The 26437-nt window shown below is 72.3% G+C and carries 18 protein-coding genes and 1 pseudogene; 12 read left to right on the plus strand and 7 right to left on the minus strand.

Annotated features, from left to right (window positions below; genetic code table 11):
* Positions 1 to 383 precede the first annotated feature (383 nt).
* From ACFWIC_RS38175 to ACFWIC_RS38190, 4 genes are all read right to left on the minus strand, one after another.
* Positions 384 to 1220: a ketose-bisphosphate aldolase gene (locus ACFWIC_RS38175; RefSeq protein WP_380521598.1), complete on the minus strand. Its 837-nt coding sequence runs from the start codon at positions 1218 to 1220 to the stop codon at positions 384 to 386.
* A gap of 130 nt (positions 1221 to 1350) precedes the next feature.
* Entirely contained in the window at positions 1351 to 2301 is a 951-nt protein-coding gene (locus tag ACFWIC_RS38180; RefSeq protein WP_380521599.1) for an SIS domain-containing protein, read from the minus strand.
* Between the two features lie 180 nt (positions 2302 to 2481).
* Positions 2482 to 3426, minus strand: coding sequence for a 1-phosphofructokinase family hexose kinase (locus ACFWIC_RS38185; protein WP_380360937.1), 945 nt, complete (start codon positions 3424 to 3426; stop codon positions 2482 to 2484).
* Complete coding sequence (locus ACFWIC_RS38190; RefSeq protein WP_380521601.1) at positions 3423 to 4361, minus strand: ROK family protein; 939 nt, start codon at positions 4359 to 4361, stop codon at positions 3423 to 3425. The genes ACFWIC_RS38185 and ACFWIC_RS38190 overlap by 4 nt, the downstream gene beginning before the upstream one ends.
* Positions 4362 to 4937: 576 nt before the next feature.
* On the opposite strand from ACFWIC_RS38190, the gene ACFWIC_RS38195 reads away from it, so the two are divergent.
* The 6 genes from ACFWIC_RS38195 to ACFWIC_RS38220 all read left to right on the plus strand — a co-directional run bounded on the left by ACFWIC_RS38195 (position 4938) and on the right by ACFWIC_RS38220 (position 13313).
* On the plus strand, positions 4938 to 5738 hold the full coding sequence (locus ACFWIC_RS38195; protein ID WP_355408611.1) for a DeoR/GlpR family DNA-binding transcription regulator: 801 nt from the start codon (positions 4938 to 4940) through the stop codon (positions 5736 to 5738).
* 644 nt (positions 5739 to 6382) lie between these two features.
* Positions 6383 to 7642 (plus strand): extracellular solute-binding protein, encoded by a 1260-nt coding sequence (locus tag ACFWIC_RS38200; RefSeq protein ID WP_380521604.1) that lies wholly within the window; start codon positions 6383 to 6385, stop codon positions 7640 to 7642.
* A 43-nt stretch (positions 7643 to 7685) separates the two neighbouring features.
* Entirely contained in the window at positions 7686 to 8600 is a 915-nt protein-coding gene (locus tag ACFWIC_RS38205) for a sugar ABC transporter permease (RefSeq protein ID WP_355408615.1), read from the plus strand.
* A complete protein-coding gene (locus ACFWIC_RS38210) occupies positions 8600 to 9517 on the plus strand; it encodes a carbohydrate ABC transporter permease (protein WP_380360931.1) in 918 nt (305 codons plus the stop codon). The genes ACFWIC_RS38205 and ACFWIC_RS38210 overlap by 1 nt, the downstream gene beginning before the upstream one ends.
* Before the next feature lie 198 nt (positions 9518 to 9715).
* The gene (locus tag ACFWIC_RS38215; RefSeq protein WP_380521606.1) at positions 9716 to 10717 is read left to right on the plus strand and encodes an ROK family protein; all 1002 of its coding nucleotides are present in this window, start codon (positions 9716 to 9718) and stop codon (positions 10715 to 10717) included.
* Between the two features lie 472 nt (positions 10718 to 11189).
* On the plus strand, positions 11190 to 13313 hold the full coding sequence (locus tag ACFWIC_RS38220; protein ID WP_380521608.1) for a family 20 glycosylhydrolase: 2124 nt from the start codon (positions 11190 to 11192) through the stop codon (positions 13311 to 13313).
* 141 nt (positions 13314 to 13454) lie between these two features.
* On the opposite strand, the gene ACFWIC_RS38225 is transcribed toward ACFWIC_RS38220, so the two are convergent.
* Complete coding sequence (locus tag ACFWIC_RS38225) at positions 13455 to 14252, minus strand: DeoR/GlpR family DNA-binding transcription regulator (RefSeq protein ID WP_380521615.1); 798 nt, start codon at positions 14250 to 14252, stop codon at positions 13455 to 13457.
* A gap of 547 nt (positions 14253 to 14799) precedes the next feature.
* On the opposite strand from ACFWIC_RS38225, the gene ACFWIC_RS38230 reads away from it, so the two are divergent.
* The gene (locus ACFWIC_RS38230) at positions 14800 to 16248 is read left to right on the plus strand and encodes an RICIN domain-containing protein (protein WP_380360925.1); all 1449 of its coding nucleotides are present in this window, start codon (positions 14800 to 14802) and stop codon (positions 16246 to 16248) included.
* 128 nt (positions 16249 to 16376) lie between these two features.
* The gene (locus tag ACFWIC_RS38235; RefSeq protein ID WP_380521610.1) at positions 16377 to 18824 is read left to right on the plus strand and encodes an RICIN domain-containing protein; all 2448 of its coding nucleotides are present in this window, start codon (positions 16377 to 16379) and stop codon (positions 18822 to 18824) included.
* A 68-nt stretch (positions 18825 to 18892) separates the two neighbouring features.
* On the opposite strand, the gene ACFWIC_RS38240 is transcribed toward ACFWIC_RS38235, so the two are convergent.
* Positions 18893 to 19960 carry a LacI family DNA-binding transcriptional regulator gene (locus ACFWIC_RS38240; protein WP_355408782.1) on the minus strand — a complete coding sequence of 356 codons (1068 nt, stop codon included), beginning with the start codon at positions 19958 to 19960 and terminating at the stop codon, positions 18893 to 18895.
* Between the two features lie 564 nt (positions 19961 to 20524).
* Between ACFWIC_RS38240 and ACFWIC_RS38245 the strand changes: the two genes are divergently transcribed.
* From ACFWIC_RS38245 to ACFWIC_RS38260, 4 genes are read left to right on the plus strand one after another with little or no spacing between them, the layout of a single operon-like run.
* Positions 20525 to 21502 (plus strand): carbohydrate ABC transporter permease, encoded by a 978-nt coding sequence (locus ACFWIC_RS38245; RefSeq protein ID WP_380360921.1) that lies wholly within the window; start codon positions 20525 to 20527, stop codon positions 21500 to 21502.
* Positions 21499 to 22392, plus strand: a complete 894-nt coding sequence (locus ACFWIC_RS38250) for a carbohydrate ABC transporter permease (protein WP_329874737.1) — start codon at positions 21499 to 21501, stop codon at positions 22390 to 22392. The genes ACFWIC_RS38245 and ACFWIC_RS38250 overlap by 4 nt, the downstream gene beginning before the upstream one ends.
* 44 nt (positions 22393 to 22436) lie before the next feature.
* Complete coding sequence (locus tag ACFWIC_RS38255; protein ID WP_380360918.1) at positions 22437 to 23780, plus strand: ABC transporter substrate-binding protein; 1344 nt, start codon at positions 22437 to 22439, stop codon at positions 23778 to 23780.
* Between the two features lie 44 nt (positions 23781 to 23824).
* A complete protein-coding gene (locus ACFWIC_RS38260) occupies positions 23825 to 25576 on the plus strand; it encodes a beta-galactosidase family protein (RefSeq protein WP_380521613.1) in 1752 nt (583 codons plus the stop codon).
* A gap of 562 nt (positions 25577 to 26138) precedes the next feature.
* Here ACFWIC_RS38260 and ACFWIC_RS38265 read toward each other — a convergent pair.
* Positions 26139 to 26437, minus strand: a pseudogene (locus ACFWIC_RS38265) (ABC transporter permease); the annotation flags it as partial.

Below are 26437 nucleotides of genomic sequence, written 5' to 3' on the forward strand. Positions count from 1 at the left end.
AGCCGGGGACGACGGTGTACCCGGTCAGGTCGAGGTCACCGGCCGTGGTGGCGCCGCCGAGACCGGCGATCCGGGTGCCCTCGACGGCGAGACGGCCGTGGTCGACCACCCCGCCGGGCAGGACGAGGCGGGCACGGGTCAGTGCGGATCGGTCCGCTGTCACGCGGTCACTACCTCTCTGGGGGACGGGCCGTACCCGTGTGCAGGTCTGTTCGATGTCCACCCGCAGCCACGACGGCTCGGGGTCCCGCTCGTGTCCTGGGCGATGTCCGCCCCGCAGGAGACGAGCGGGAGCCCGGCGTACCCGGAGGGGATTCTCGGAGGACGTTCCCGCGAGGAGACCGACCGGTGGGGCGCCTCCGGCCGCCGGCGCCCCACCGTGGTCAGCGGGCGGCGAGGACGCCCAGCAGGCGGGTCACCTCGGCTGCCACCGTGTCCCGGGCGGGCCCGAGGTAGGTGCGCGGATCGGCGGCGTCGGGCGTCGCCCGCAGACGGTCGCACACCGTGCGGGTGAAGAGCTTGTTGAGATGGGTGGAGATGTTGACCTTCGCCATGCCGGCAGCGACGGCCTTGGCGAGGTCGGCGTCGTCGACGCCCGAGGAGCCGTGGAGGACCAGGGGCACGTCCAGTGCGGAGCGTAGACGGGCTATGAGGTCGAGGTCCAGGGCGGCGTCGCGGGTGAGCATCGCGTGGGAGCTGCCCACGGCGACGGCCAGCGCGTCGACGGCGGTCGCCGCGGCGAACGCGCACGCCTCGCCGGGGTCGGTGCGGACGCCGGGGGCGTGTGCGCCGTCCTTTCCGCCGATCTCGCCCAGTTCGGCCTCGACCCAGACGCCGGCCCGGTGGCAGTACTCGGTGACCTCCCGGGTGGCGGCGACGTTGGCGTCGTAGGGGAGCTTGGACGCGTCGAACATCACCGAGGTGAAGCCGAGTTCGACGGCCTCGTGGACGAGTTCGGGGGACTCGGCGTGGTCGAGGTGGACCGCCACCGGTACGGAGGCCGCCCGGGCGAGGGCGAGGGAGGCCAGGGCGATCGGGGTGAGCGAGCCGTGGTAGCGGGCGGTGTTCTCGCTGATCTGGAGGATGACGGGCAGGGTGGCCTGCTCGGCTCCGGTGACGATGGCCTCGGCGTGTTCGATCTGGACGACGTTGAACGCCCCGACGCCGTAGGCGCCGGCGTGGGCGGGACCGACGATGTCGGCGGTGGGTGTCAGAGGCATGAGGGTTCTCCACGAAGGCGGTGGCGGAGCACCGGGCGGGGACGCCGGGACCGCTGTCGCGGGCCGGGCGGACCGGTCACCCGCCGGGGCGCCCCGGCTCGGCGCGGGGCGGGGCGGGACGGCCGGGCTCTCACGCGGCGGTGGGGCCGAGGATCACGGAGCGGGTCAGGTTGCGGGGGCGGTCGGGGTCGTAGCCGCGGCCGGCGGCGAGGCGTACGGCCAGCCGCTGGGCGACGATCAGGTCGGCGAGCGGGTCGAGGGCGCCGGGCGCGTCGGCCGAGGCGCAGTGGAAGTGGCCGCCGACCCGGGCGACGTCGTCGGCGAGGCCCTCGGGGGCGGGGCCGAACAGCCAGGTGACGCGGCCGGGGCCGGTGATGCTGATGGGTCCGTGGCGGTACTCCATGGCGGGGTAGGCCTCGGTCCAGGCCCCGGCGGCCTCGCGCATCTTCAGGCCGGCTTCGAGCGCGAGCCCGTACGTCCATCCCGTCCCGAGGAAGGTGAACTGCTCGGCGCCGCTCACGTCGGGGCCGAGCGGGGTGTCGAGGGCGCGCCGGGCGTCCCCGACGGCCTGGGCGAGCGGACGCACCCCGGCCGGCAGGGCGCCTTCGGCCTCCAGGTGTGCGCGGAGCAGGACCAGCGCGGTGGTGGCGAAGCGGGTCTGGACGACCGACTCCTCGTCGGCGAAGTCGAGCACGACGGCGTGGTCGGCGACCGTCATGACGGGTGTGGCCGGGTCGGCGGTGAGGGCGGTGGTCGGGACGGAGCCCTTGATCTTCGCCAGCAGGTCGATGACCTCGGTGGTGGTGCCGGAGCGGGTGAGGGCCACGACCCGGTCGTAGTCGCGGCCGAGCGGGAACTCGGAGGCCGCGAAGGCGTCGGTCTCGCCGTGGCCGCCGCTTTCGCGCAACTGTGCGTAGGCGTGGGCCATGAACCAGGAGGTGCCGCAACCGACCACGGCGACGCGCTCGCCGCGGCGGGGCAGTACGTCGGCGTGCGAGCCGACGGACCGGACCGCACGCGCCCAGGTCTCGGGCTGCGAGGCGATCTCGATCGAGGTACGGGAGGTTCCGATGGTGGTCACGGGGATTCCTTGCGCTCGGAGTGGGTCGGAGAAGGCGTCCGGTTGTTCAGCATGCTGTTTCACGAACACTCACAATGTCAAGAGTTGCTCATAATCTCGCTCAATCGAGCACTATCGAGCAATGAGTGTGACGTGAGGCGCCTGGGCCCGGGTGGTGACGAGGCATCGCGGGCGGGCGCGTCATTCGGGGCCGGCGTCGGCCGGGGCGGGCGGGACCTTCTCCACGGAGACCCTGGTGAGGAGCCGGTGGTAGACGGTGGCGTCGACCTCGCCGGCGACCGGGCAGGGGACGGCGGCGGCCGACAGGGCCACCGCGGTGCGGAGGATGTCCGGCCAGGCGGAGCCGGCCTCCAGCCCGGCGGCGATCGCGGCCACGCAGGCGTCGCCGGCGCCCGTCGGATTGCCGGAGAGCTGTTCGGGAGGCGCTGCCCGCCAGGTGCCCTCGGGTGTGACGGCGTGCAGGCCGTCGGCGCCGGCGGACGCGACGACGGTGCGGGCTCCCAGGGTGCGCAGTGCGGCGGCGGCGCGTGGGAGGTCCTCGCAGCCCGTCGCCGCGGTGATCTCCTCGGTGTTGGGTTTGATCACGTCGGGGCGGGCCGCCAGGGCCTGGAGGAGGGCGGGGCCGCTGGTGTCGAGCACCGTGTGCGCGCCGGCCGCCGAAGCGGTGCGGATGAGCTGTGCGTAGGCGTCCGCCGGGACGCCCGGCGGGGTGCTGCCGCTGAGGACGACCACGCGCGCGCCCGCGGCCAGTGCGGCGAAGTGCTGGCGGAAGAGGTGCCATTCGGGCGCGGTCACGAACGGTCCGCGCCCGTTGAAGACGGTGGCGTCGCCGTCGTCGCGCGAGACGACGGCGAGGGTCCGGCGGGACTCGCCGATCACCTCCAGGAACGCGTTCCGGATGCGGGCGTCGCGCAGTCCGTCGCGGATCCGGCGGCCGGTGGCTCCGCCCACCAGGCCGGTCGCCACCGGGTCGCGCCCGAGGGCGACGAGGACGCGGGCCACGTTGATCCCCTTGCCGCCCGCGCGTTCCTGCGCGGTGTCGACGCGGTGGGACGTACGGGGCCGCAGGCTGTCGACGCTCCAGGTGGCGTCGAGCGCGGCGTTGAGGGTGACGGTGAGGATCATCGGGCGGGTGCTCCTGTCCCACGGGCGGTCGCGGTGTGCCCGGCCGCCTGCCAGGCGGCGAGGCCCGCGCCGAGGCATGCGGCCCGGTCCCCCAGTTCGGCCCGGACGAGCAGGGGGCGGCGTTGGAAGGTGAGGCGTTCCTCCAACCCGGCGCGTACGGGGTCGAGCAGGAGCGGGCCGGCCTCGGCGAGACCGCCGCCGAGGACGATCAGCTCCGGTGCGAGCAGGGTGGTGACGGTCGCCAGCGCCTCCGCCAGCCCCGTCGCCGCGCGGTTCCAGACCTCCTGCGCCACGGGGTCGCCCTGCGCGGTCAGGGCCGCGACGTCAGCAGCGCCGGCGACGGCCCGTCCGGTGCGCGCGGTGTAGGCGGACGCGACGGCGGCGGCGGACGCCACGGTCTCCAGACAGCCGGTGCGGCCGCACGCGCACGCTTCCGTCCCGGACCCGACGGCGATGTGGCCGATCTCGCCGGCGTATCCGCCGGCCCGGACCGGCCTGCCGTCGCAGACGAGCGCGGCGGCGATGCCGGTGCCGATGGCGACGAAGAGCACGTTCTGCGCCCCCCGGGCGGCCCCCAGGGTGCATTCGGCCACGCCGCCCGCGCGGACGTCGTGGCCCAACGTGACGTGCAGGCCGGTGCGTTCCTCCAGGAGCGCGGCGAGGGGGAGGTCGCGCCAGCCGAGGTTCGCCGACCAGACGGCTCGCCGGAGGCCGTCGTCGACGATGCCCGGGACCACCACGCCCGCGTGGTGCACGAGCAGTCCGCGCCCGGTGGCCGTGCGGTCCAGGGCGAGCAGGGTGTCGGCGATGGCGTCGAGGACGGCGGCAGGCCCGTCGGCGCGGGGCGTGGGACGGTACACGGTGTCCACCGGTCGCATGCCGTGGTCGAGCACCGCCCCCTTCATGCCGGTGCCGCCGACGTCGAGCGCGATCACGCATCCCTGGGCGCGGGGACCGCCGGCCGCGGGACCTGCCGGGGGTGAGGGGGAGGCCCCCGGCCTCTCCTCCTCGCCGGTGGCTGCGGGCGCCGTGGCTGCGGACATCGTGGCCGGGGGCGCCGCAGCCGGGAGGTGTGCGGCCGGGAGGTGTGCGGCCGGGAGGTGTTCGGCCGCCCACAGGGGAACGGGGGACGGGGGCCGGTACCCCGGGTCGGCGTCCTCACGCCGGGTGCCGGACGGGGGGAAGCCTTCGGCCGGGGCCGGGGAACTGTTGCTGCTCATGGATGTCGAACCGCCCTGATGATCGAACATGCGCGATAAGCGCACGGAGTATGCGGATTCGTTCAAGATGTATGAGCGAAGTATCCAGACGAGAGCCTGCTGCGTCCAGGGTTCGGCGGTCGAAACGTTGTGTGGCATGCGCAAACCGTCCACGGCACGCGGTGCGCGATGCTGCGGAGCTACGATCAACTCCGCGCATACTTCCCGGGGGGCGGCCGGTCGGCCGCCCAGGCGGACCCCGTCCCCTCGGCGCGCGGTCCGGAGTTCCACGGCGAAGAGGGGATACTGCGCATGTCCAAGCAGGAGCGGTGGAGCAGGCTGCTCGAACTGCTGGCGGTCGACGGCAAGCTGGACGTCGAGGAGGCGGCCGTCTCGGTCGCGGTGTCACCGGCGACCATCCGGCGCGACCTCGACGAACTGGCCGAGCAGCGGCTGCTCGTCCGCACGCGCGGAGGGGCGATCGCGCACGGGGTCTCCTACGAGCTCCCGATGCGCTACAAGTCCTCGCGGCGGGTCTCCGAGAAGCAGCGCATAGCGATCGCCGTGGCGGACCTCCTGGGCGAGGGGGACGTGGTCGGCCTCAACGGCGGCACCACCACCACCGAGGTGGCCCGGGCGCTGGTGCTCCGGGCGGGCGGGGGGCCCGCGGAACGGCCGGAGAGCACCTCGGGACCGATGTACACGGTCGTCACCAACTCTCTGAACATCGCCGGCGAACTGGCGGTCCGCCCGCAGTTCAAGCTCGTGGTGACGGGCGGTGTGGCGCGCCCCCAGACCTATGAACTGGTCGGCCCGCTGACCGAGGGCGTGCTGAACCAGGTGGTGCTCGACGTCGCCGTGCTGGGGGTGGACGGTGTGGACCCGCGGCTCGGCGTGATGACGCACCACGAGGACGAGGCCGGCATCAGTCGGCTCTTCGCGGAGCGCGCCCGGAAGGTGATCCTCGCGACGGACTCGTCCAAGATGGGCAGACGGGCCTTCGCCCGGATCTGCGGCCTGGACCGGATCGACGTGCTCGTCACCGACTCCGACCTCGATCCCGACATGGCGGCGCGGTTCGTCGAGGCGGGTGTCGAGGTCATCGGCGTCTGACGCTCCCGCACCACACCCCGCGCCGCCGGAAGGGCTCGCCCGCCCTCCGGCGGCGCCGCCCTTTCCGGGGGCGCCCACGGCTCGCTCCCGCTCCGCCGGGCGCCCGAGGCCGGGCCGCACGGCACGGCATCCGCGCTCGGCATCCGCACTCGGCATCCGCACTCGGCATCCGCGCTCGGGGACCGCACCGTCGGCGCCCGTGCGGCGGGGACCCGCGAACGCCGTGGCAGAACCCTCCGGCGTCCGAGCCGTCCGTCCCCCTTCCCTCCCGCGAGGGAAAGTGGCACCGTCGAGCGGAACGGCCGCGGTACCCGCGGGCGCCCGTGGTCGACCACGGGCCGCGACCGGAGGGCCCGCACGGTTCCGCCCGTGCCCGCCCGTGCCTCGCAGCCGCGACCAGGGCGCCGACCTGCTCAACTCCCCGGCCCCGTGGGTACGACAGCTGTCCGGTTGGCATCTTTTGCGTAACAGGCCTGGTTCCCGGCCCCCTCCTCGTGTTTACTTTGCCCACAGCAGATGCTCGTTTATGAGCGAAACGCGGACGAAAAGTCCAGTTGTGCGCACGCTCCGGAATCTGCAGCAGTTCCCAGACCCCCACTGGGCCGCGTCGTTGTGACCGGCCAGGAGACAAGGCGGTACTGACGATGAACAAGCGGTCTTTCGCGGCGGCCTGTGCCTGCGCCGTCGGCGCGCTCACCCTCACGGCCTGCGGCGGCGGCGGCGCGTCGCAGGGCGAGGACGTCACCCTGAAGCTGGTGGCCGCCGACTACGGCGACAAGGCCTCGAACAGCTCGGCGGCCTACTGGAAGGACGTGGCGCAGCGGTTCACCGCCGCCAACCCGAAGATCAAGGTCGATGTCCAGGTGATCAACTGGAACGACATCGACTCGCAGGTCAAGACGATGATCCAGAGCGGCAACGTTCCGGACGTCCTCCAGACCGGCGGCTACGCGGACAAGGTCGCCGACGACCTGCTGTACCGGGCGGACGAGGTGCTGTCGGAGAAGACCCGCACCAACCTGATCGACAGCTTCGCCAAGGCCGGCGAGGTCAAGGGCGTCCAGTACGGCATCCCGTTCGTCTCCTCGGCCCGGGCGTTCTTCTACAACAAGGCGGTGTTCGCCCAGGCGGGCATCACCGAGGCGCCCAAGAGCTGGGACGACCTCCGGGCCGCGGCCGAGAAGATCAAGGCGAAGGTGCCGGGCGTGACCCCCTACGCGCTGCCGCTCGGTCCGGAGGAGGCGCAGGGCGAGTCGCTGATCTGGGAGCTCGGCAACGGCGGCGGCCTCACGGACGCCCAGGGCAAGTACACGCTCAACAGCCAGGCCAACATCGAGTCGTTCACCTGGCTGAAGTCGAACCTCGTCGAGCCCGGCCTGACCTACGCCAACCCCGCGACGACGGACCGCAAGACCGCGTTCGCGGACTTCGCGGCCGGCAAGGCCGCGATGCTCAACGGCCACCCCTCCCTGATCCAGATGTCCAAGGAGGGCAAGGTCGACTACGGCGTCGCGCCGATCCCCGGCAAGGCGGGGGCGCTGAAGTCCACGCTCGGCGTCGCCGACTGGATGATGGCGTTCAAGGACAACGGCCACAAGGAACAGGTGCGCACGTTCCTCGACTTCGCGTACTCCAAGGAGAACACGCTGAAGTTCGACGAGATGTACGACCTGATGCCGGTCACCGAGGACACGCTCCAGGAGATGACCGGCAACGGCAAGCACCAGGACCTCGAACCCTTCTTCGCGCTGCTGCCGAACGCGGTCTTCTACCCGCTGGGCGACACCTCCTGGGACGCCGTCTCGGCCGAGATCAAGAAGAGCGGCGGCACGGCCGTGAGCGACCCGGCCAAGGTACTGGGGGAGCTGCAGAAGAAGGCCCAGGAGACGGTCTCCGACCAGTAGGCAGCCCGCGAACCGCACTGTCACGGAAGGCAGGCACTCCCTCGTGTCCCCCTCATCATCCACATCCGGTTCCGGCCGCAAGGGCAGGAGCGGCCTGGCCCGGCTGGGGCCCCTGCCCTGGATCGGACCGGCCGTCCTGCTCATCGTCCTGGTCGTCCTCTGGCCGGTCTACGAGATGGTCCGCACCTCGTTCCTGAAGATCAGCAGCAGCGGATTCGTCCGGGGCTCGGCCGGGTTCGACAAGTACAAGCAGTTGTTCGAGGAGCCGTCGCTGCCCTCGGTCGTCCTGTCGACCGTGGTGTGGACCGTGGTCGTGGTCGGCGCCACCATGCTGGTCTCGTTGGCGCTGGCCCAGCTCTTCAACCAGAAGTTCCCCGGCCGGCGCCTCACCCGCTGGGCGCTCATCGCACCGTGGGCCGCCTCGGTCGTCATGACGGCCATCGGCTTCAAGTGGATGCTCAACCAGACCGCGGGCGTCCTCAACACGTTGATGACCGACCTGGGTCTCATCGACGGCCCCCAGGACTGGCTGGGCGACCCCTCGACGGCCTGGCCCTGGATGATGTTCGTGGCCGTCTTCGTCTCCCTGCCCTTCACCACCTACACCCTGCTCGCGGGACTGCAGACCGTCCCCGGCGAGATCTACGAGGCGGCCAGGGTGGACGGCGCCAACCCCTGGCAGACCTATCTGCGCATCACCCTCCCGCTGCTGAGGCCGGCGTTCCTCGTCGGGGTCGTCATCAACCTCATCAACGTCTTCAACTCCTTCCCCATCATCTGGAGCATGACCCACGGCGGCCCGGACAGTGACACCGCCACCACCACCGTGTTCATGTACCAGCTCAAGAACTCCGACATCGGCCAGTCCGCGGCGATGTCCGTCGTGAACTTCGCCCTCGTCGTGGTCATGGTCGTCGTCTTCCTCAAGGCCAGCCGCTGGAACCAGGAGGAGAGCTGATGGCCCACCCCACCATCACCCCCGCCGACACCGCCCGGCCCGCCCCGACCCCCCGCCTCCCCGCGGGGGGCAGCCGGACCGGCACCCCACGAGCCCCCCGTACGCTGCGCCCGCGCACGCTGCTGGTCGCTGCCGTCGCCTGGATGCTGGCGGCCGTGTTCCTGCTGCCGTACGCGGAGATGGTGATCACCGCGCTGCGGCCGGCGAGCGAACTGCGCGACGCCACCTACCTGCCGAGCGAGTTCAAGTGGGCGAACTTCGTCGACGTGTGGCGCGAGTCGCACCTCGGGGACAACCTCCGCGTCACCCTGCTGGTCGCCGCGGGATCCACCCTGCTCGTCCTGCTGGTGGCCGTCCCCGCCGCGTACTACACGGCCCGAGTGAAGTTCCGCGGCCGTAACCTGTTCCTCCTGCTGGTGCTCGTCACCCAGATGTTCCAGCCCACGTCCCTGCTGGTCGGCCTCTACCGCGAGTTCTACCAACTGGGCATGCTCAACTCGGTGTGGACCCTGATCCTGTGCAACGCGGCCTTCAACCTGGCCTTCGCCATCTGGATCCTCACCGCCTACTTCGCCTCCATCCCCGAAGCCCTGGAGGAGTCCGCCATGATCGACGGGCTGGGCCGGGGAGGGGCTCTCCTGCGGATCACCCTGCCACTGGCGATGCCCGGGGTCGTCACCGCGATGATCTTCACCTTCATCGCCGCCTGGAACGAGTTCGTCATGGGTCTGACGCTCTCCACCATCCCGGAGAACCAGCCGCTGACGGTGGGTATCAACAGCTTCATCGGCAACTACACCGTCCAGTGGAACTTCCTGTTCGCCGGCTCGGTCATCGCGATCGTCCCCGTCGTCATCCTCTTCGCGCTCATCGAGCGGAAGGTCGTCTCCGGACTCACCGCCGGATCCGTCAAGTAGCCCCCGACCGCCCGCCCCCCGACCGCCCGACCGCCCAACCCCCCGACCGCCCAACCCCCCGACTGCCCGCCCCCCGTCCCCCGACCACAGGGGGGCGGGCCCGTCCTTTTCCCCTGCCGGTCACGCGGCCGGCCCCCGGCGGCGGTCCGCCTCCCGGCGGCCGGGGCGCCGGGGTGCCCCGACGAACTGAGGCACGACATGAGCGACACAGCCGTCAACGCGGAGCTCCGGCCCCCGACGGCGCCGGCGCGCCACCGGGAACCGGCGCCGGTCCACCCACGCGCGGACCGGGGGACCGTGATCGCGCTGGAGGTGGGCGCCACCTACATCAAGGGCTACGCCCTGGGCCCCGACGGGGTCCTGCGGGACGGGGAACGCTGGTTCACGCGTCCCGAACGCGGACCGGACGCCGTGCTGGAGACCGTCCTGACCTGTGCCGCCACGCTCGCCGAACGCTGCCGCCCCACCGCTGCGGGTGTCATCCTCCCGGGCACCGTCGACGACACCTCCGGCCGGGCGGTGCGCGCCGGCGCACTGGGGTGGCGGGAAGTCCCGGTCCGGGACTGGGTGGCCGAGCACCTGGAGCTTCCCGTCGCCGTCGGGCACGACGGGCGCGCGGGCGGCCTCGCCGAGGCGCGCGCGGGAGCCGGCCGGGGCTGCCGGGACTTCCTGTTCGTGTCGGTGGGCGACGGCATCGCCGCGGCGGTCGTCCGGGCGGGCCGGGCCGCCTCCCGGGTCCCGCACGCCGCCGGAGAGCTCGGCCACACCGTGGTCCGGCCCGGGGGAGACCCGTGCCACTGCGGCGCGCGCGGCTGCCTGGAGACCGTGGCCTCGGCCGCCGCCGTCACCCGCCGCTACGCACGGGCGACCGGCCGGCGCGGGGTCGGCGTCCGGGAGGTGTACCACCGGGCGGGTGCCGGGGAGCGCGCAGCCCTGGCCGTCTGCGGTCAAGCCGCCGACGCGCTGGCGGAGGTGCTGGCCACGGCGATCGGCCGGTACGCCCCCGAGCGGGTGGTCATCGCCGGCGAGCTCGTCGACGCGGGTGCCGCACGCCTCACGGCCCTGCGGGAGGCCCTGACCGGGCGGCTGGGGGCCCCGGCCGTTCCCGAGCTGCGGGTCGCCCGGTTCGGTGCCACGGCGGGCTGCATGGGAGCGGCCCTCCTGGCCCGGGACCTGGCGCGCGCACACGCGGACCGGTGACTCCGGCACCGTCCGGCCCGGCCTTCCCCGCGCCCTCCCCGCGGCGTTCCCGACCCGTGCGTGGCGCGGTGGCGGCGGACGGTGACCGTCTGCCGGTGCGGAACGAAGGTGCGGAAGAAAGGGGCCCACGAACGGACAAAACTACGATGTCGTAGGTCTTGACGACGACCGGACCCCCTGGCACCTTCATGGTTGAAGTTGCTCGCAAATTGCTAAATCTAAGCATCTGCAAGCACATTCGATGCTCTGCCGCTCTGCGCACCGCATGTTCCGCCCACACGGCACGAGCAACCCGCAGCGCGGCAGGATCCCGGCGGGGGTGCACGCCGGCGTCGTTCGCCGGGACGTTCCCCAGCGGTCCGACGCCCGGAGCACGAGCCCGGCGCATCCCCTCGCCGTCGGCGCGCATCGCGCCCTCCCGGCCGCCCACCTGGTGTGCGGCCCCGTGCCTTCCCCTCAGAAGGAGACAACCATGCGCTGGTTGCACCGACGAGGCCGACGCCTCGTCGCACTCGCCACAGCCGCCGTCACCCTCCCGCTCACGGCCACGCTCTCCCAGGCTGCCGCGGCGCCCCCCACGCCCACCCCCGCTCCCTACGCCCTGGTGCCGCAGCCGGTCTCGCAGCAGGCGGTGGCGGGCGAGGGGTTCGCCCTCACCGCCCAGACCCGGATCTCCGTCCTGTCGAGGGATTCGGACGCGGTGGGTGTCGGGACCTACCTCTCCAAGCTGCTGGCCCCCGCGACGGGCTACGACCTGAAGGTCGTCAAGGACACCCGGGCGCCGAAGAACGCCCTGGTCCTGGATCCCAACGGCCCCAAGAAGCTCGGGGCCGAGGGGTACACCATCTCGTCCGGCAAGGACGGCGTCGTCGTCAAGGCGCACGGCGCCGAGGGCCTGTTCCGGGGCGTGCAGACCCTGCGCCAGCTGCTCCCCGCGGCGGTCGAGTCCCGTACCAAGCAGTCCCGGGCGTGGACCGTCTCCCCGGCGAAGATCAACGACGCGCCGCGGTACGAGTACCGGGGCGTGATGCTGGACGTCGCCCGCCGCTTCTTCCCCGTGGACCAGGTCAAGCGCTATATCGACGAGGCCGCGGCCTACAAGATCAACACGCTGCACCTGCACCTCACCGACGACCAGGGCTGGCGCATCGCCATCGACGCCCTCCCGGACCTCACCAAGGTCGGCGCCAGTACGCAGAGCGGCTTCACCGGCGGCACCGGCTGGTACTACTCCGCGGCGGACTACAAGGAGATCGTCTCCTACGCGTCCTCCCGCTTCATGACCGTGGTGCCCGAGATCGACGGCCCCGGCCACACCATGGCCGCCCTCGCCTCGGTGCCCGAACTGAACTGCGACAACAAGGCGAAGCCGCCCTACTCCGGCTTCGACGTCGGCATCAGCCTCTACTGTCTGGAGGACGGGACGCACACGGGCAACATGCGACGCTTCCTGAAGACCGTCATCAAGGAGGTCGCCAAGCTCACCCCCGGCCCGTACATCCACCTCGGCGGCGACGAGACCCCGCAGGCCACCCCGGAGGGCTACGCCTCCTACGTCAAGGCGGCCACCGAGGCGACCATCGGACGGCACAAGACCGTCATGGGCTGGCACCAGCTCGGCCAGTCGGCCATCCCCTCAGGCAGCATCATGCAGTACTGGGGCGAGGACGACGACCGGGAGAGCATCGGCACCGCGGAGGAGACCGAGACCATCCGCTTCGTCCGCAACGGAGTCTCCCAGGGCGCCAAGTTCGTCATGTCCCCCTCGGACCACGCCTACCTGGACATGAAGTACGACGTCTCCACCCCGTACGGCCTGAGCTGGTCCGGATACGTGCCGGTGCAGCGCTCCTACGAGTGGGACCCGGAGACCGTCACCGGCAAGCTCGACGGCACCGGCTCCATCGTCCCGGCCAAGAAGATCGCCGGCGTCGAGGCCGCCCTGTGGGCCGACCGCGCCTACGAGGGCAGCGGCTCGCTGCCGACCCCGAGCACCAGGTGGCCCGAGCCCCGGGACTACGCCGACTACATGAGCTTCCCCCGCCTCCCCGCCCTCGCCGAGGTCGGCTGGTCCCCGCAGTCGGCCCGTGACTGGGACGGTTTCCGTCAGCGCCTGGCCCAGCACGGCCAGCGCTGGACCGCCGCCGGCATCGCCTACCACGCCGCCCCGGGCATCCCCTGGACCGGTACGGTGCGCACCGTGGAAGGCGTCCACGTCCTGGAGACCGGCGGCGTCGCCCTGGAGAACGGCGGCTCCTCCTCCGACGGCACCGACCTGCTGATGTGGGCACCCAACCGCGGGAACAACCAGACCTGGACCGTCGCCCCCCAGTCCGACGGCACCTACACCCTGACCGCCAAGTCCTCCGGCAAGTGCGCCGAGGCCGCCGGCGGCGCCGGCGCCACCGTCGTCCAACGCGCGTGCAACGGCCAGACCGGCCAGCGCTGGAAGATCACCCAGGCCGACAACGACCGGCACACCCTCACCTCCGCCGCCACCGGCCTGCTGCTGACCGCCGCCTCGGCCGCCAACGGCGCCAGGGCGACCCAGCAGCCCGACACCGGCTCCACCCTGCAGCGCTGGTCCATCGACTGACCGGCCGCGCCCCGGGCCACCGCCCGACCCCCGCTCCGGACGTGCCTCGTCCGGAGCGGGGGTGTGTCCGTGCCCGCCAGGTTCCGCCTCCGGTGCGGGCGGCACGAGGTCTCACGCCGCAGGGCGGGCCGAGGCCGCCGGTCAGGCCCCGGCGAGGACGAGCCGCCCGGTGGTCTCGCTCAGCACCGCCTGTGCGGCGGGGGCGAGTTCGGCGTCGGTGACGAAGCAGTCGATCTCCGGGAGCGTGGCGAAGGCGCTGAGGCCGACGACGTCCCACTTGCTGTGGTCGGCGACGACGACCACCCTGCGGGCCGAGGCGATCAGGGTCCGGTTGGTCTGGGCCTCCGCGAGGTTGGGGGTGGTCAGCCCGGCGCGTTCGGAGACGCCGTGTGCGCCGATGATCAGCACGTCCATGTGCAGGGACCTGATGGCCTGGTCGGCGAGCGGGCCGACGAGTGCGGCCGACGGGGTGGGGGTGCCTCCGGTGAGCAGCAGGACGGGTGCGTTGCCGTTGCCGTTCTCCGCGGCGGTGCGGACGAGGTCGGCGACGGGGAGGGAGTTGGTCACCAGGGTGAGGCCGGGGATGTCGAGGAGTTGCCGGGCGACGGCGTAGGCGGTCGTCCCCGCTCCGACGGCGACGACGCTTCCGGGTTCGACGAGTGCGGCGGCGGCGCTCGCGAGGGCTTCCTTGGCGGAGGGTTCCAGCCGGGACTTGGCTTCGAAGTCGGGTTCCTCGACGAGGGTGCTGACGACGGCTCCGCCGTAGGTCTTCTCGATCGCGCCGGTGCGGGCGAGGGCTTCGAGGTCCCGGCGTACGGTCATGTCGGAGACGCCGAACCGGTCGGCGAGCTCCGCCACGCGTACCGCGCCGTCACGGCGTACGCGGTCGAGGATGAGCGCCCTTCGCTGCGGCGCCAGCAGCCCCGTGTCCTCCACGATCTCACTCCGACTTTCCACGCCGCTGCCGGCGGCCACCACGGTCGGCGCATGAAAGCACCACGACTCACAGGATAGGGGTGCGTACGTGCGGTCGCTGTCGTCATTCCCCGCCGGTATTGAACATAAAACAACACTCAATCACCGGAAAGAGTGAAGAGTCTGCGCTTTGGTGTGAGGAGTGGGCGCCGCCGTCCGCTCGAATATGACGATGCGTGGTCGGACGTATGCCCCTGGTGCATCATTCGCGCCCGGTTCGGCCCGTCCGTCGGTGAATCGGACAGAACCCTTGACACAACCGAACGGCACTTCGAAACTCTCCATCACCCCGATTGTTTGCGCGAACATCAGCAACGGACGTGCTGGCGCAGGCGATCGGGTCACCCCCCACCCATGATGCGCCCGCGACCGCTTCCCCCCACCCCGCCCGGGACACGGGCGGCGGGGACACCGGTGCGGACACCGGCGTGCAGTCGGCTCCACCGGCCGGTTGTGCCGTCGTGCCCGCAGGCGGTCCGCGGGCGCATCGGCGAACGAAGGACGAGTAAGAATGCTGCGTTTGAGAACGGCCGTCGGCGGTGCCGTCCTGGCCCTGTGCGTCTCCCTGGTCCAGGGCGCAGGCCAGGCCGAGGCGGCAGCCGTGACGGTCGTCAACGGCACCCAGTTCGCGGACACCGCAGGCAATCCGCTGCACGCCCACGGCGGCGGCGTGATCAAGGTCGGTCAGTACTACTACTGGTTCGGCGAGAACCGCAACGCCGACAACTCGTTCCGCTACGTCTCCGCCTACCGCTCGCGGGATCTGAAGACGTGGGAGTTCCGCCGGCACGTGCTCACCCAGGCGACCGACCCGGAGCTCGCCGGCGCGAACATCGAGCGTCCCAAGGTGATGTACAACGCCGCCACCGGGCAGTTCGTGATGTGGATGCACAAGGAGGGCAGCGCCACCGACTACAGCGAGGCCCGCGCGGCCGTCGCGGTCTCAGCCACGATCGACGGCGACTACACCTGGCGGGGCAGCTTCCGCCCGCTGGGGGCGATGTCCCGCGACATCACCACCTTCGTCGACGACGACGGCACCGGGTACATGATCTCCGCGGCCAACGAGAACCGGGACCTGCACGTCTACCGCCTCACCGCCGACTACACCGGCATCGACGCCCAGGTCCAGAGCCTGTGGAACGGCGAGTCCCGCGAGGCCCCGGCGATGTTCAAGCGCGACGGTGTCTACTTCCTGCTGACCTCCGGCGCCACCGGCTGGGCCCCCAACCAGCAGAAGTACGCGACCGCCACCAGCATCACCGGGTCCTGGAGCGGCCTGAACGACGCGGGTGACGGGATCACCTACCACAGCCAGACCACCTTCGTCCTGCCGGTGGAGGGCAGCCAGGGCACCGGCTACCTCTACATGGGCGACCGCTGGGGCAACTCCACGGGCGGCACGGTCAACGACTCGCAGTACGTGTGGCTCCCCCTCGCCTTCCCCACCGCCACGACCCTGTCCATGGGCTACTCGCCGCAGATCACGGTGAACGCGGCCGCCGGTACGGTCACCCCGCTCCGTGCGACCTGGCAGCAGCTGGTAGGCCGGCAGAGCGGCAAGTGCGTCGACGTCGGCGACTACTCCTTCGCCGAGACGGCCCGGCTCCTCCAGTGGTCCTGCGGCAACGGTGCCAACCAGAACTTCTCCCTCAAGAACCTGGGCACCGGCTACGTGCAGGTCATGGCCCGGCACAGCGGCAAGTGCCTGGACGTCGAGGGCGCGTCGAGCGTCGACGGGGCCCTCGTCGTGCAGAACACCTGCACCGGGAGCCAGTCCCAGCAGTGGCAGGTCCAGAAGGTGGCCGACGGCTCCGGCCACGTCCGCCTGATCGCCCGGCACAGCGGCAAGTGCCTGGACGTCATCAACCAGGCCACCACCAACGGCGCCGCCCTCGAACAGTGGACCTGCGGCACCGGCGCCAACCAGCAGTTCAGCCGTCGGACCGTCACGGTCTGACCCCGTGCGGGGCCCGGTCCGTACGCGGGCCGGGGCCCCACCGGCACACACTCCACCTCCACCGGCACGCCCCTCCCTCACCCGAGGGGCGTGCCGTCCGTCTGCCTGCCCCCGCACCTGGAGGACCGATGGCCCCGCGCACCAAGAAGACACGGCACCGTACGGCCCGCACCTGTCTCGCCGCCACGATCGCGGCGGCCGGTGCCGGCCTGCTCGCGCCCCCGCAGCCGGCCGCCGCCGCCGAACCGACCGCCCACCTCACCGTCCGGCTCGACCCCGGCTACCAGCAGCAGCCCTTCCAGGGCTGGGGCACCACGCTGGGCTGGTTCGCCAACGTCACCGGCGGCTGGCCCGACGAACGGCGCAACCAGCTGGCCGACGAGCTCTTCGGCGCCGACGGCCTGGGCCTCACCGTCGCCCGCTACAACATCGGCGGGGGCGACAGCCCCGAGACCGTGCCGTACATGCGGGCCGGAGCAGCCGTTCCCGGCTACTGGAACCGCCCCGCGGAGTTCGCCCCGCAGCCGGGCGGCGCGAACGGCGGTGCCGAGCCCGCCGACTGGTGGAACCCGAACGACCCGAACCACTGGAACGCCGCCGCGGACGCCAACCAGCGCTGGTGGCTCGCCGCCGCGAAGAGCCGCGGCGCCGACACCTTCGAGGCGTTCTCCAACTCCGCCCCGTACTTCATGACCGTCAGCGGCCTGGTCTCCGGCGCGGTCAACCGCTGGGACAACAACCTCCGGCCCGACCAGTACGACCGCTTCGCCGCCTACCTGGCGGGGTCGATCAAGCGGGTGCAGGCCTCGACCGGCGTCACCTTCGACTCCGTGTCGCCGGTCAACGAGCCCGGTACGGGGTACTGGCGCGCCGGCGGCCCGCAGGAGGGGTCCCACTGGGACCACGCCGCCCAGGCGCGCATGATCGGCAGCATGCGCGGTGCGCTGACGTCGGCGGGCCTGACCACGCCGGTGGCGGCGATGGACGAGACCGACCCGGCCATGTTCCGCGACGACTGGAACTCCTACCCGGCCGCGACGCGTTCGGCGATCGGCCGGCTCAACGTCCACACCTACGGCACGCACGGGCGGATCGGGGCCCGGGACATCGCCAAGGGGGCCGGCAAGCCGCTGTGGATGTCGGAGGTCGACCTCGGCGGCAGCGGCCCGCAGAACTTCACCGACATGGCACCCGCCCTCGACCTCTCCCGCCGCATCACGGGCGATCTCACCATGCTCGAACCCCGGGCGTGGGTCCTGTGGCAGGCCGTCGAGGACTACGAGAACATGACCCCGGCCCACGAGAACTCCAACTGGGGCCTCATCCAGGTCGACCTGACGCCCGACGACCCGGCCGTCGAGCCCGTCCGCAAGAACAAGAAGTACTGGGCGATGGCGAACTACACCAAGTTCGTCCGGCCCGGAGCCCGTGTCATCGGCACCAACTCCGCCGACACCCTCGCCGCCCTGCGGCCGGGCGGCGAGGGCACGGTGGTCGTCCACACCAACACCACCGGCACGGCGCAGGCCCTCACCCTCGACCTCGCCGGCTACCAGAAGCCGGGCTCCGGCACCGCCGTCCAGCGCTACACCACCGACGGCACCAGGAACGTGCAGCGGGGGGCGGACCTGACCGTCACGGCCGCCGCCACGGTGACCACGACGGTCGGCCCGGGCTCGGTGACCACGTTCGTCCTCCCCGGTGCGGTCGGCGTGAACGCCTCGACGGCGACCACACCGACCGGCGGTGCGCGGCAGCTGCTGAACGAGAACAGCGGCCTGGCCCTCGCGGCCGGCCCCGACGCCCAGGCGGGCCCCGTCCAGCGCACCCCGGACCCGGCGGACCCCGGGCAGCGGTGGACCTTCACCAAGGTCGGCGGCGGCTGGGACACCACGGCGACCTACCGGATCACCAACGGCGCCACCGGCAGGGCCCTCGCGGTCACCGCGGGCGCCCTCGGCTCCGCCGCACCCGGCAACGCGGCGGCGCAGCTGTGGATGCGCTCCACCACCGGTGACGGGCGCGGCACCCTCGTCAACAAGGCCACCGGGCTCCTGCTCGACGTCAGCGACGCCGCCGGATGGGACGGCGCGCCGGTGAACGTCTGGCCGCCCACCACCGGGAGCAACCAGTCCTGGTCCGTGCGCAGCGCGGCCGCGGACGTGTGGGAGCCGGTGACCGTCCGGCGCAGCGGGCTGTGCGCCGAGGTGGCCGGTGCTGCGGGGGTGCCCGGCGCCGCCGTCGTCCAGTCCGGCTGCACCGGATCGTCGGCCCAGCAGTGGGCGCTGCGGGCCGGCAGCCCCGGCCAGGTGTCCGTGGTGGTGCGCCACAGCGGGCAGTGCCTGGACGTGGAGGGCGAGTCCACGGCGGACGGCGCCCGGGTGGTCCAGTACGGGTGCAGCGGGGCGTGGAACCAGGAGTGGTCGGTCCGTCCGACCGGCGGGGGCTTCTCCGCCCTGGTGGCACGGCACAGCGGCAAGTGCCTCGCGGTCGAGGCGAGTTCGTCCTCGCCGGGTGCGGTGCTGGTCCAGGAGCCGTGCGGGTCGGGTGCCGGCCAGCGGTTCCGGATCGGCTGACCGTCGTGGCCGGACGTGCCCCCGCCGGACCACGGACCACGGGCGGGGGCACGTCCGTTCGGCACGGATCAGGCGGGTCCGGCGCCACCGGCCGGGGGCGCGGCCGAGCTGGCGCGGACGATCAGCTCGGGCTGGACCGCCACGGCGGTGACCGGGGCCCCCTCGCCCTGCGGTGGGTCGATCTGGTCGAGGAGGCGGGCCACGCACTGGCGGCCGACCTCCTCGAAGTTCTGCCGGACGGTGGTCAGCGGGGGGACGAAGTAGGCGGCTTCGGGGATGTCGTCGAAGCCGACCACGCTGACGTCGTGCGGCACCCGGCGGCCGGCCTCGTGCAGGGCGAGCAGGAGGCCGAGCGCGAGCTGGTCGTTGGCGGCGAAGACGGCGGTGACGTCCGGCTGTGCGGCGAGCCGCCGGCCGATCTCGTAGCCGGACGCGGCCGTCCAGTCGCCGAAGCCGATCGGCGGCACGGGTGCTCCGGCGGTCTTGAGAGCGGCGTGCCAGGCGGCCGCGCGCCGGCGCGCGGCGTAGGAGTTCTGCGGCCCGCCGATGTGCCAGACCGTCCGGTGCCCGAGGTCCAGGAGGTGGCGGACGGCCGCCGTGACGCCGGCCGCCTGGTCGGTGTCGACGGAGGTGTACCGCCGCTCGGGGTCGCCGTCCGCGACGACGATGGGCACGCCGGACGAGATGTCGAAGCCGGGCCGGTCGAGGATCTGGGCCTCGATGACGGCGAGCCCGTCGACGGCCTGGTCGGTGAGCTGCCGCACGGCGCGCTGGACGGCGTCCTCGGTCTCGTTCTCGACGCAGACCACGTTGACCGAGTAGCCGGAGGCCTGGGCGGCGCGGGAGATGGCGGCGAGGGTGCGGGCGTTGCCCTGGGCGGTGACGTCGAAGGTCACCACGCCGAGCGCGTGGAAGCGTCCGAGGGTCAGGGCCCGGGCCGCACTGTTGCGCTGGTAGCCGAGCATGCGCATGGCGGAGAGCACCCGCTCGCGGGTCTCCGGCTCCACGTTGGACCGGTTGTTGGCGACCCGGGAGACGGTCTGTGAAGAGACGCCCGCCAGGGCGGCCACGTCCGCCTGGGATGCCGGGCGCCGAGTGGCGCGCGCGGCCGCGCCGGGCTTCGCCGCGGTGTTCATACCGGCCCCTTTCCCTGATGTCTGCGTCAACATCGTAGCGGCCGCGACCAGCGGATGAACACGCCCGGGCACGGCCGGACACGGTCGGTCAGGGGGCGGGGAGCGGGCCGCGTGCGGGCGGGGTCCCGGCGGGGGCCGGGTTGTCGCAGCCGTCGGCCCCGCGCCGAGCGGTACGTCCGGGCCGGGGGCGTACGGGCCGAGGGCAAACGAACAACAACGGACGTCGATCGGCCCCGGGCGTGTGGGGCGGTGTCGGCGGGTCGAGCGGGTTCACCCGGCCGACGTCCGTCCGTAACACTCGTGCCGTCGCTCCGGGAGCCGATCCGCACCGGCTCCGCCGAGCGGCGACGGCCGACCGGCAAGCTCATGAGCTGCGCCCCTTGGTGGCCTGTTGCCCCTGCCCCGGCGGGTTCGTGCGGCGGGACGGGCACTCCCGGGCGGGCGCGGTGCTGGTTACGAAGCTGCATCGCCGTGTTTCGGTGGCTTGACGCCCTGCGCGGAAACGGTCAACACTCAACACCATCGTCATGTTGGCGCAAACATTCGCCACGAAGGGCACTACCCTTGAGCACGTCACCCCCCTCCACCACCCCCCGGCCGAATCCGGTCCGCCCGCCCACGCCCAGGCCCGGACCGGCGCCCCGGCAGCGACGGGAACGCCGTGTCGGACGGCCGGGGCACGGAGCGTTCGGCTACGCGTTCCTCGCGCCGTTCCTCGTCGTCTTCGTGATCGGCATCATCGCCCCGCTGGGCTACGCCGCGTACCTCAGCCTCTTCCAGGACCGCCTGGTCGGCGGCACCGTCTTCGTCGGCCTGGAGAACTACCGGCGGGCGCTCACCGACGACCTCGTCAGGGCGGGCCTGGGGCGGGTCCTGCTGTTCCTGGTCGTCCAGGTCCCCGTGATGCTGCTGCTCGCACTCGTGGCGGCGCTGGCGCTGGACAGCGGGAGGCTGCGCTGGACCGGCCTCTTCCGGATCGGCATCTTCGTCCCCTACGCCGTCCCCGCCGTCGTCGCGTCGCTGATGTGGGGGTACCTGTACGGCGACCGCTTCGGACTCGTCGGCCAGATCGGCGAGGTGCTCGGCACGGACGTGCCCGACCTGCTCGGGTCCTCCTGGATGCTCGCCTCCATCGGCAACATCGTGACCTGGGAGTACGTGGGCTACAACATGCTGATCCTCTACGCGGCGCTGCGGACCGTGCCGCAGGAGCTCTACGAGGCGGCGGAGGTGGACGGCGCCGGGGAGTTCCGCAAGGCGTGGAGCATCAAGCTCCCGGCACTGCGGCCGGCCCTGGTCCTGGCCACGGTGTTCTCCATCATCGGCACGTTCCAGCTGTTCAACGAGCCGAACGTCATGCAGTCGCTCTCCCCGGGCGTCATCTCCACCAGCTACACGCCCAACATGTACGCCTACAACCTGGCCTTCAACGGCCAGCAGTTCAACTACTCGGCCGCCGTCGCCGTGGTCCTGGGCGGCGTCACCGCGCTCGCGGCCTACGCCGTGCAGATCCGGTCGATGCGAAAGGGGCAGGGCCAGTGAGCGCCAGGACCACCTCCGGCCGGCGCGCACGCGCCCGCCGCCCGAGCACCGCGCTCACGCTGGCCATGACCGCCATGCTGGCGTACGCACTGCTCCCGCTGCTGTGGCTGTTCATGGCCAGCACCAAGGACACCGCCTCCCTGCTGGAGAGCTTCGGCCTCTGGTTCGGCGACGGGTTCCGGCTGCTCGGCAACATCGGGAACGTCCTCACCCACGACGACGGCATCTACCTGCGCTGGTTCGGCAACACCCTGCTCTACGCCGTCGTCGGAGCGGGCGGAGCGGCCTTCGTCTCCACCGCCGCCGGATACGGCCTCGCCAAGTACCGCTTCCGCGGCAGGACCGCGATCGCCGCCATGATCCTCGGCGCCATCGCCATCCCCGGCACCGCACTCGCCGTCCCGACCTACCTCCTGTTCAGCAAGGCCGGTCTCGTCGACACCCCCTGGGCGGTCCTGCTGCCCTCCCTGGTCAGCCCGTTCGGGGTCTACCTCATGCGCGTCTACGCCGCCGAGGCCGTCCCCGACTCCCTGCTGGAGGCCGCCCGGATCGACGGCTCGGGGGAGCTGCGGACCTTCTTCACCGTCTCGCTGCGCCTGCTCGGCCCCGGCTTCGTCACCGTGCTGCTCTTCGCCCTGGTCGCCACCTGGAACAACTACTTCCTGCCGCTGATCGTGCTCAGCGACCCCCAGTGGTTCCCGCTCACCGTCGGCCTCAACCAGTGGAACGCGGTGGCCACCGGGGCCGCCGGAAGCGGCGCGACCACCACCGACTTCTACCCCCTCGTGGTCACCGGAAGCCTGCTCGCCATCGTGCCGCTCATCGTCGCCTTCCTCTTCCTCCAGCGCTTCTGGCAGTCCGGACTCGCCGCCGGAAGCGTCAAGGAATGACCGGCGCAAGCCCCATCCCCCTTCCTCACAGCAAGGACCCCCTCATGACCTCCGCCCACAGCCCGTCGCGCCGCAGAATCCTGGCACTGGCCCCCGCCGCGGCACTCGTCCTCGCCCTCACCGCCTGCGGCTCCGACGGCGGCTCCTCGTCCGAGGGGTCCGCCGACCCCGCCAAGGCCCTGGACACGCCCACCACGCTCACCTTCTGGACCTGGGCTCCGAACCTCGACAAGACCGTCGCCCTGTTCGAGCAGAAGTACCCCAAGATCAAGGTCGAGATCGTCAACGCGGGGCAGTCCGCGGCGGAGTACACCAAGCTCCAGACCGCCGTCAAGGCCGGCAGCGGCGGACCGGACGTGGTCCAGGTCGAGTACTTCGCCCTGCCCGAACTCGCCCAGTCCAAGCGGCTCGTGAACCTCAAGGACTACGGCGCGGCCGCGCTGGAGTCCAAGTTCACCTCCTCGGCGTGGTCGCAGGTCACGGTCAACGGCGGCATCTACGCCGTCCCGCAGGACACCGGCCCGATGGCGATGTTCTACAACAAGAAGCTCCTCGACGAGCTGCACATCGAACCGCCCAAGACCTGGGCCGAGTTCGAGACCGCCGCGGCGAAGATCAAGGAGTCCGCCCCGGACCGGTACATCACCTCCATCGACCCCGGCGACGCCGGCGGCCTCGACAGCCTGATGTGGCAGGCCGGCAGCCGCCCCTTCCAGCAGAAGGGCGAGACGGGGGTCGGCGTCGACCTCCAGGACCCCGGCGCGAAGAAGGTCGCCGACCTCTGGACCTCCCTGGTCGACCGCAAGCTCGTCGACACGGCCCCGGGCTGGACGAACGAGTGGTGGCAGTCGATGAACAGCGGCCGGTACGCCATGTGGATCATCGGCGCCTGGGCCCCGGGCAACATCGCCTCCACCATCCCCACCACCGCCGGGAACTGGCGGGCGGCGCCGATGCCCCAGTGGAACGCGGGTGACGACGTCACCGCCGAGAACGGCGGTTCGGCCGTCGCCGTCCCCACCACCAGCAAGAACAAGGCCGCCGCCGCCGCCTTCGCCACCTGGCTGAACTCCGACCCCCAGGCCGTCCGCTCCCTCAACGCGAACGGCCTCTTCCCCGCCACCACCGAGCTCCTCAAGGACCCGGCCTTCCTCGACCGGCCCGTCGACGCCCTCGGCGGGCAGCAGGCCAACCAGGTGTTCGCCGCCTCCTCCGCCTCGGTCGGCAAGGGCTGGCAGTACCTCCCCTTCCAGGTCTACGCCAACTCGGTGTTCAAGGACACGGTCGGCCAGAGCTTCACCAGCGGCATCAACGGCGGTCTGACGGCCTGGCAGAAGCGCATCACCGAGTACGGCAACCAGCAGGGCTTCAAGGTCACGGCACCGTGACGTCCGGCGCCCGCCCCGACCCCCCTCTCAGGAGCAGCAGTACCATGCCAGTTCTCCAGATCGACGGAGACGACTTCACCCTCGACGGCGAGCCCTTCCGCATCATCTCCGGCGGGCTGCACTACTTCCGGATCCACCCGGACCAGTGGGCCGACCGCCTGCGCAAGGCCCGGCTCATGGGCCTCAACACGGTGGAGACCTACGTCCCCTGGAACCTCCACCAGCCGTCCCCCGGCACCTTCCACCTGGACGGCGGCCTCGACCTCCCGCGCTTCCTCGACCTGGCCGCGGCCGAGGGCCTCCACGTCCTGCTGCGCCCGGGCCCGTACATCTGCGCCGAGTGGGAGGGCGGCGGCCTGCCGTCCTGGCTCCTCGCACACCCCGGCATCAGGCTCCGCAGCCAGGACCCCGTCTACCTCGCTGCCGTGGAGGACTACTTCGAACGCCTCCTGCCCCCGGTGCTCGACCGCCTGGCCACCCGGGGCGGCCCGGTTCTGGCCGTCCAGGTGGAGAACGAGTTCGGAGCGTACGACGACGACACCTCGCACCTGGAGCACCTGGCGGGCCTGCTGCGCCGGCACGGCGTGGACGTCCTGCTGTTCACCTGCGACCAGCCCGCCGACCTGGCCCGCGGCGGGCTGCCGGGCACCCTCGCCACGGCCAACTTCGGCAGCCGCTCACGGGAGGGCCTCGCGGCCCTGCGGGCCCACCAGCCCAGCGGCCCGCTGATGTGCACGGAGTTCTGGATCGGCTGGTTCGACCGCTGGGGCGGCCACCACGTCGTCCGCTCGGCCGAGGACGCCGCACAGGAACTGGACGAACTGCTGTCCCTGGGTGCCTCGGTCAACCTCTACATGTTCCACGGCGGCACCAGCTTCGGGTTCACCAACGGGGCCAACGACAAGGCGGCCTACCGGCCGACCGTCACCTCCTACGACTACGACGCGCCCCTGGACGAGGCCGGCGATCCCACCGAGAAGTACCGCGCCTTCCGCGACGTCATCGCGAAGTACGCCCCCGTGCCCGCCGGCCCCGGACCGGAGCCCGCCCCGAAGCTCGCCCCCCGCACCGTGCCGCTGACGGATGTCGCGGGCCTCCTCTCGCACAGTGCCGCGCCCGGCGCGACCGTGCGCTCCGAACGCCCGCTCACGATGGAACAGCTGGGGCAGGACTTCGGGTTCGTCCGCTACGAGACCGTCCTGCCGCAGGCCGGGCCGGCTGTGCTGGAGCTCCGGGACGTCCGCGACCGCGCGCAGGTCTTCCTCGACGGCCAGCCGGTCGGCGTCCTGGAGCGCGAGAACCACGAGCACGCCATCGCCTTCGGCGTCCCCCGGGACGGCGCCGTCCTGACCGTCCTGGTGGAGAACCAGGGAAGGGTCAACTACGGCCAGGGCCTGCACGACCGGAAGGGCCTGGCCGGCGCGGTCCTGCTCAACGGCGAGGAGCTCGGCGGGTGGACCAGCCTGCCGCTGCCGTGGCGATCGCTCGACGGCCTCGACTTCACCACCGGGAACACACCGGTCGTCGGCCCCGCCTTCCACCGCGGGACCTTCCCGGTCGACGTGCCCGCCGACACCTTCGTGCACCTGCCCGGCTGGACCAAGGGCAACGTGTGGGTCAACGGCTTCCATCTCGGCCGGTACTGGTCCCGGGGCCCGCAGCGCTCGCTCTACCTGCCCGGTCCCGTCCTGCGCCCGGGGCTGAACGAGATCGCGCTGTTGGAACTGCACGCGGCTCCCTCCGAGCGGTCCGTCCGCTTCGCGCAGAGCCCCGACCTCGGACCCACCGAGGAGTGACGGCGGCGACGCCATGACGGCAGGGCGCCTGTGGGACCTTCCCGCAGGCGCCCTGCCGTTTGTCGCGGTCCGGTGGCCGTCCACCGCGGGGGCCGGCGCGGTTCGGGGGGACTGCCACTCCGCGGTGAACGTCCGGGCGCCGCCCGGGCCGTGGCACCGTGCGGGGCTCTGGGGCTCGGGGGCTCGGGCCGATTCCGGGGGCGGGGACGGGGGCCGGGGACGGTGCCGAAGGCCGGTCGGGGCCGGTGGGCCGTTCGCCCACCGGCCTCGACCGGCCGTCCCGTCCATGCTCTCCCCGCCGGTCGGGCCGGGCCCTCTCGAACCCCGCTGCGCTGCGCCGGCCGTCGGAGCGGACGAGCCCACGACGGGACGAGACACGTCCGCCGGTGGCGCTCACCACAGGGGTGGGCGCCACCGGCGGGTGGTGGCGATCAGGCCGACCCTCGGCGGCCCTCGCCGTTCCGTCAGCGTCTACCGGCCCGGCCGATTCGCCGTGGGAACGGCCTCTGGTGGCTGGGGTGCTGACGGAGAATGGGGAAGTCGTGGAGCGGCGTTCAGTGCGTCAGGCGGGGAGTCCGACGGCGCGTTCGCCGTTGCGGCGTTGCTGGATGACGACGGCGGCGACGAGGAGGGCGCCTTGGGCGACGTTCTGCCAGAAGGAGTTGATGCCTTGGACGGTGAGGCCGTTTTCGAGGCAGCCGAGGAGGGCGACGGCGAGGAGGGTGCCGCCGATGCCGCCCTTGCCGCCCTTGAGGGCGGCGCCGCCGAGGGCGGCTGCGGTGATGGCCTTGAGTTCGAGGCCTTCGCTTCCGGAGACGGGTTGGCCGCTGCCGGTGCGGGCGGTGAGGAGGATGCCGGCGA

This window comes from Kitasatospora sp. NPDC127035 (assembly GCF_042726075.1).
Classification (GTDB): Bacteria; Actinomycetota; Actinomycetes; order Streptomycetales; family Streptomycetaceae; genus Kitasatospora.

Coding starts and splice junctions, on each gene's coding strand:
- ACFWIC_RS38175 (WP_380521598.1), bottom strand. CDS start 1,220: ATGCCTCTGACACCCACCGCCGACATCGTCGGTCCCGCCCACGCCGGC.
- ACFWIC_RS38185 (WP_380360937.1), bottom strand. CDS start 3,426: ATGATCCTCACCGTCACCCTCAACGCCGCGCTCGACGCCACCTGGAGC.
- ACFWIC_RS38195 (WP_355408611.1), top strand. CDS start 4,938: ATGTCCAAGCAGGAGCGGTGGAGCAGGCTGCTCGAACTGCTGGCGGTC.
- ACFWIC_RS38200 (WP_380521604.1), top strand. CDS start 6,383: ATGAACAAGCGGTCTTTCGCGGCGGCCTGTGCCTGCGCCGTCGGCGCG.
- ACFWIC_RS38210 (WP_380360931.1), top strand. CDS start 8,600: ATGGCCCACCCCACCATCACCCCCGCCGACACCGCCCGGCCCGCCCCG.
- ACFWIC_RS38215 (WP_380521606.1), top strand. CDS start 9,716: ATGAGCGACACAGCCGTCAACGCGGAGCTCCGGCCCCCGACGGCGCCG.
- ACFWIC_RS38220 (WP_380521608.1), top strand. CDS start 11,190: ATGCGCTGGTTGCACCGACGAGGCCGACGCCTCGTCGCACTCGCCACA.
- ACFWIC_RS38230 (WP_380360925.1), top strand. CDS start 14,800: ATGCTGCGTTTGAGAACGGCCGTCGGCGGTGCCGTCCTGGCCCTGTGC.
- ACFWIC_RS38235 (WP_380521610.1), top strand. CDS start 16,377: ATGGCCCCGCGCACCAAGAAGACACGGCACCGTACGGCCCGCACCTGT.
- ACFWIC_RS38240 (WP_355408782.1), bottom strand. CDS start 19,960: ATGAACACCGCGGCGAAGCCCGGCGCGGCCGCGCGCGCCACTCGGCGC.
- ACFWIC_RS38255 (WP_380360918.1), top strand. CDS start 22,437: ATGACCTCCGCCCACAGCCCGTCGCGCCGCAGAATCCTGGCACTGGCC.
- ACFWIC_RS38260 (WP_380521613.1), top strand. CDS start 23,825: ATGCCAGTTCTCCAGATCGACGGAGACGACTTCACCCTCGACGGCGAG.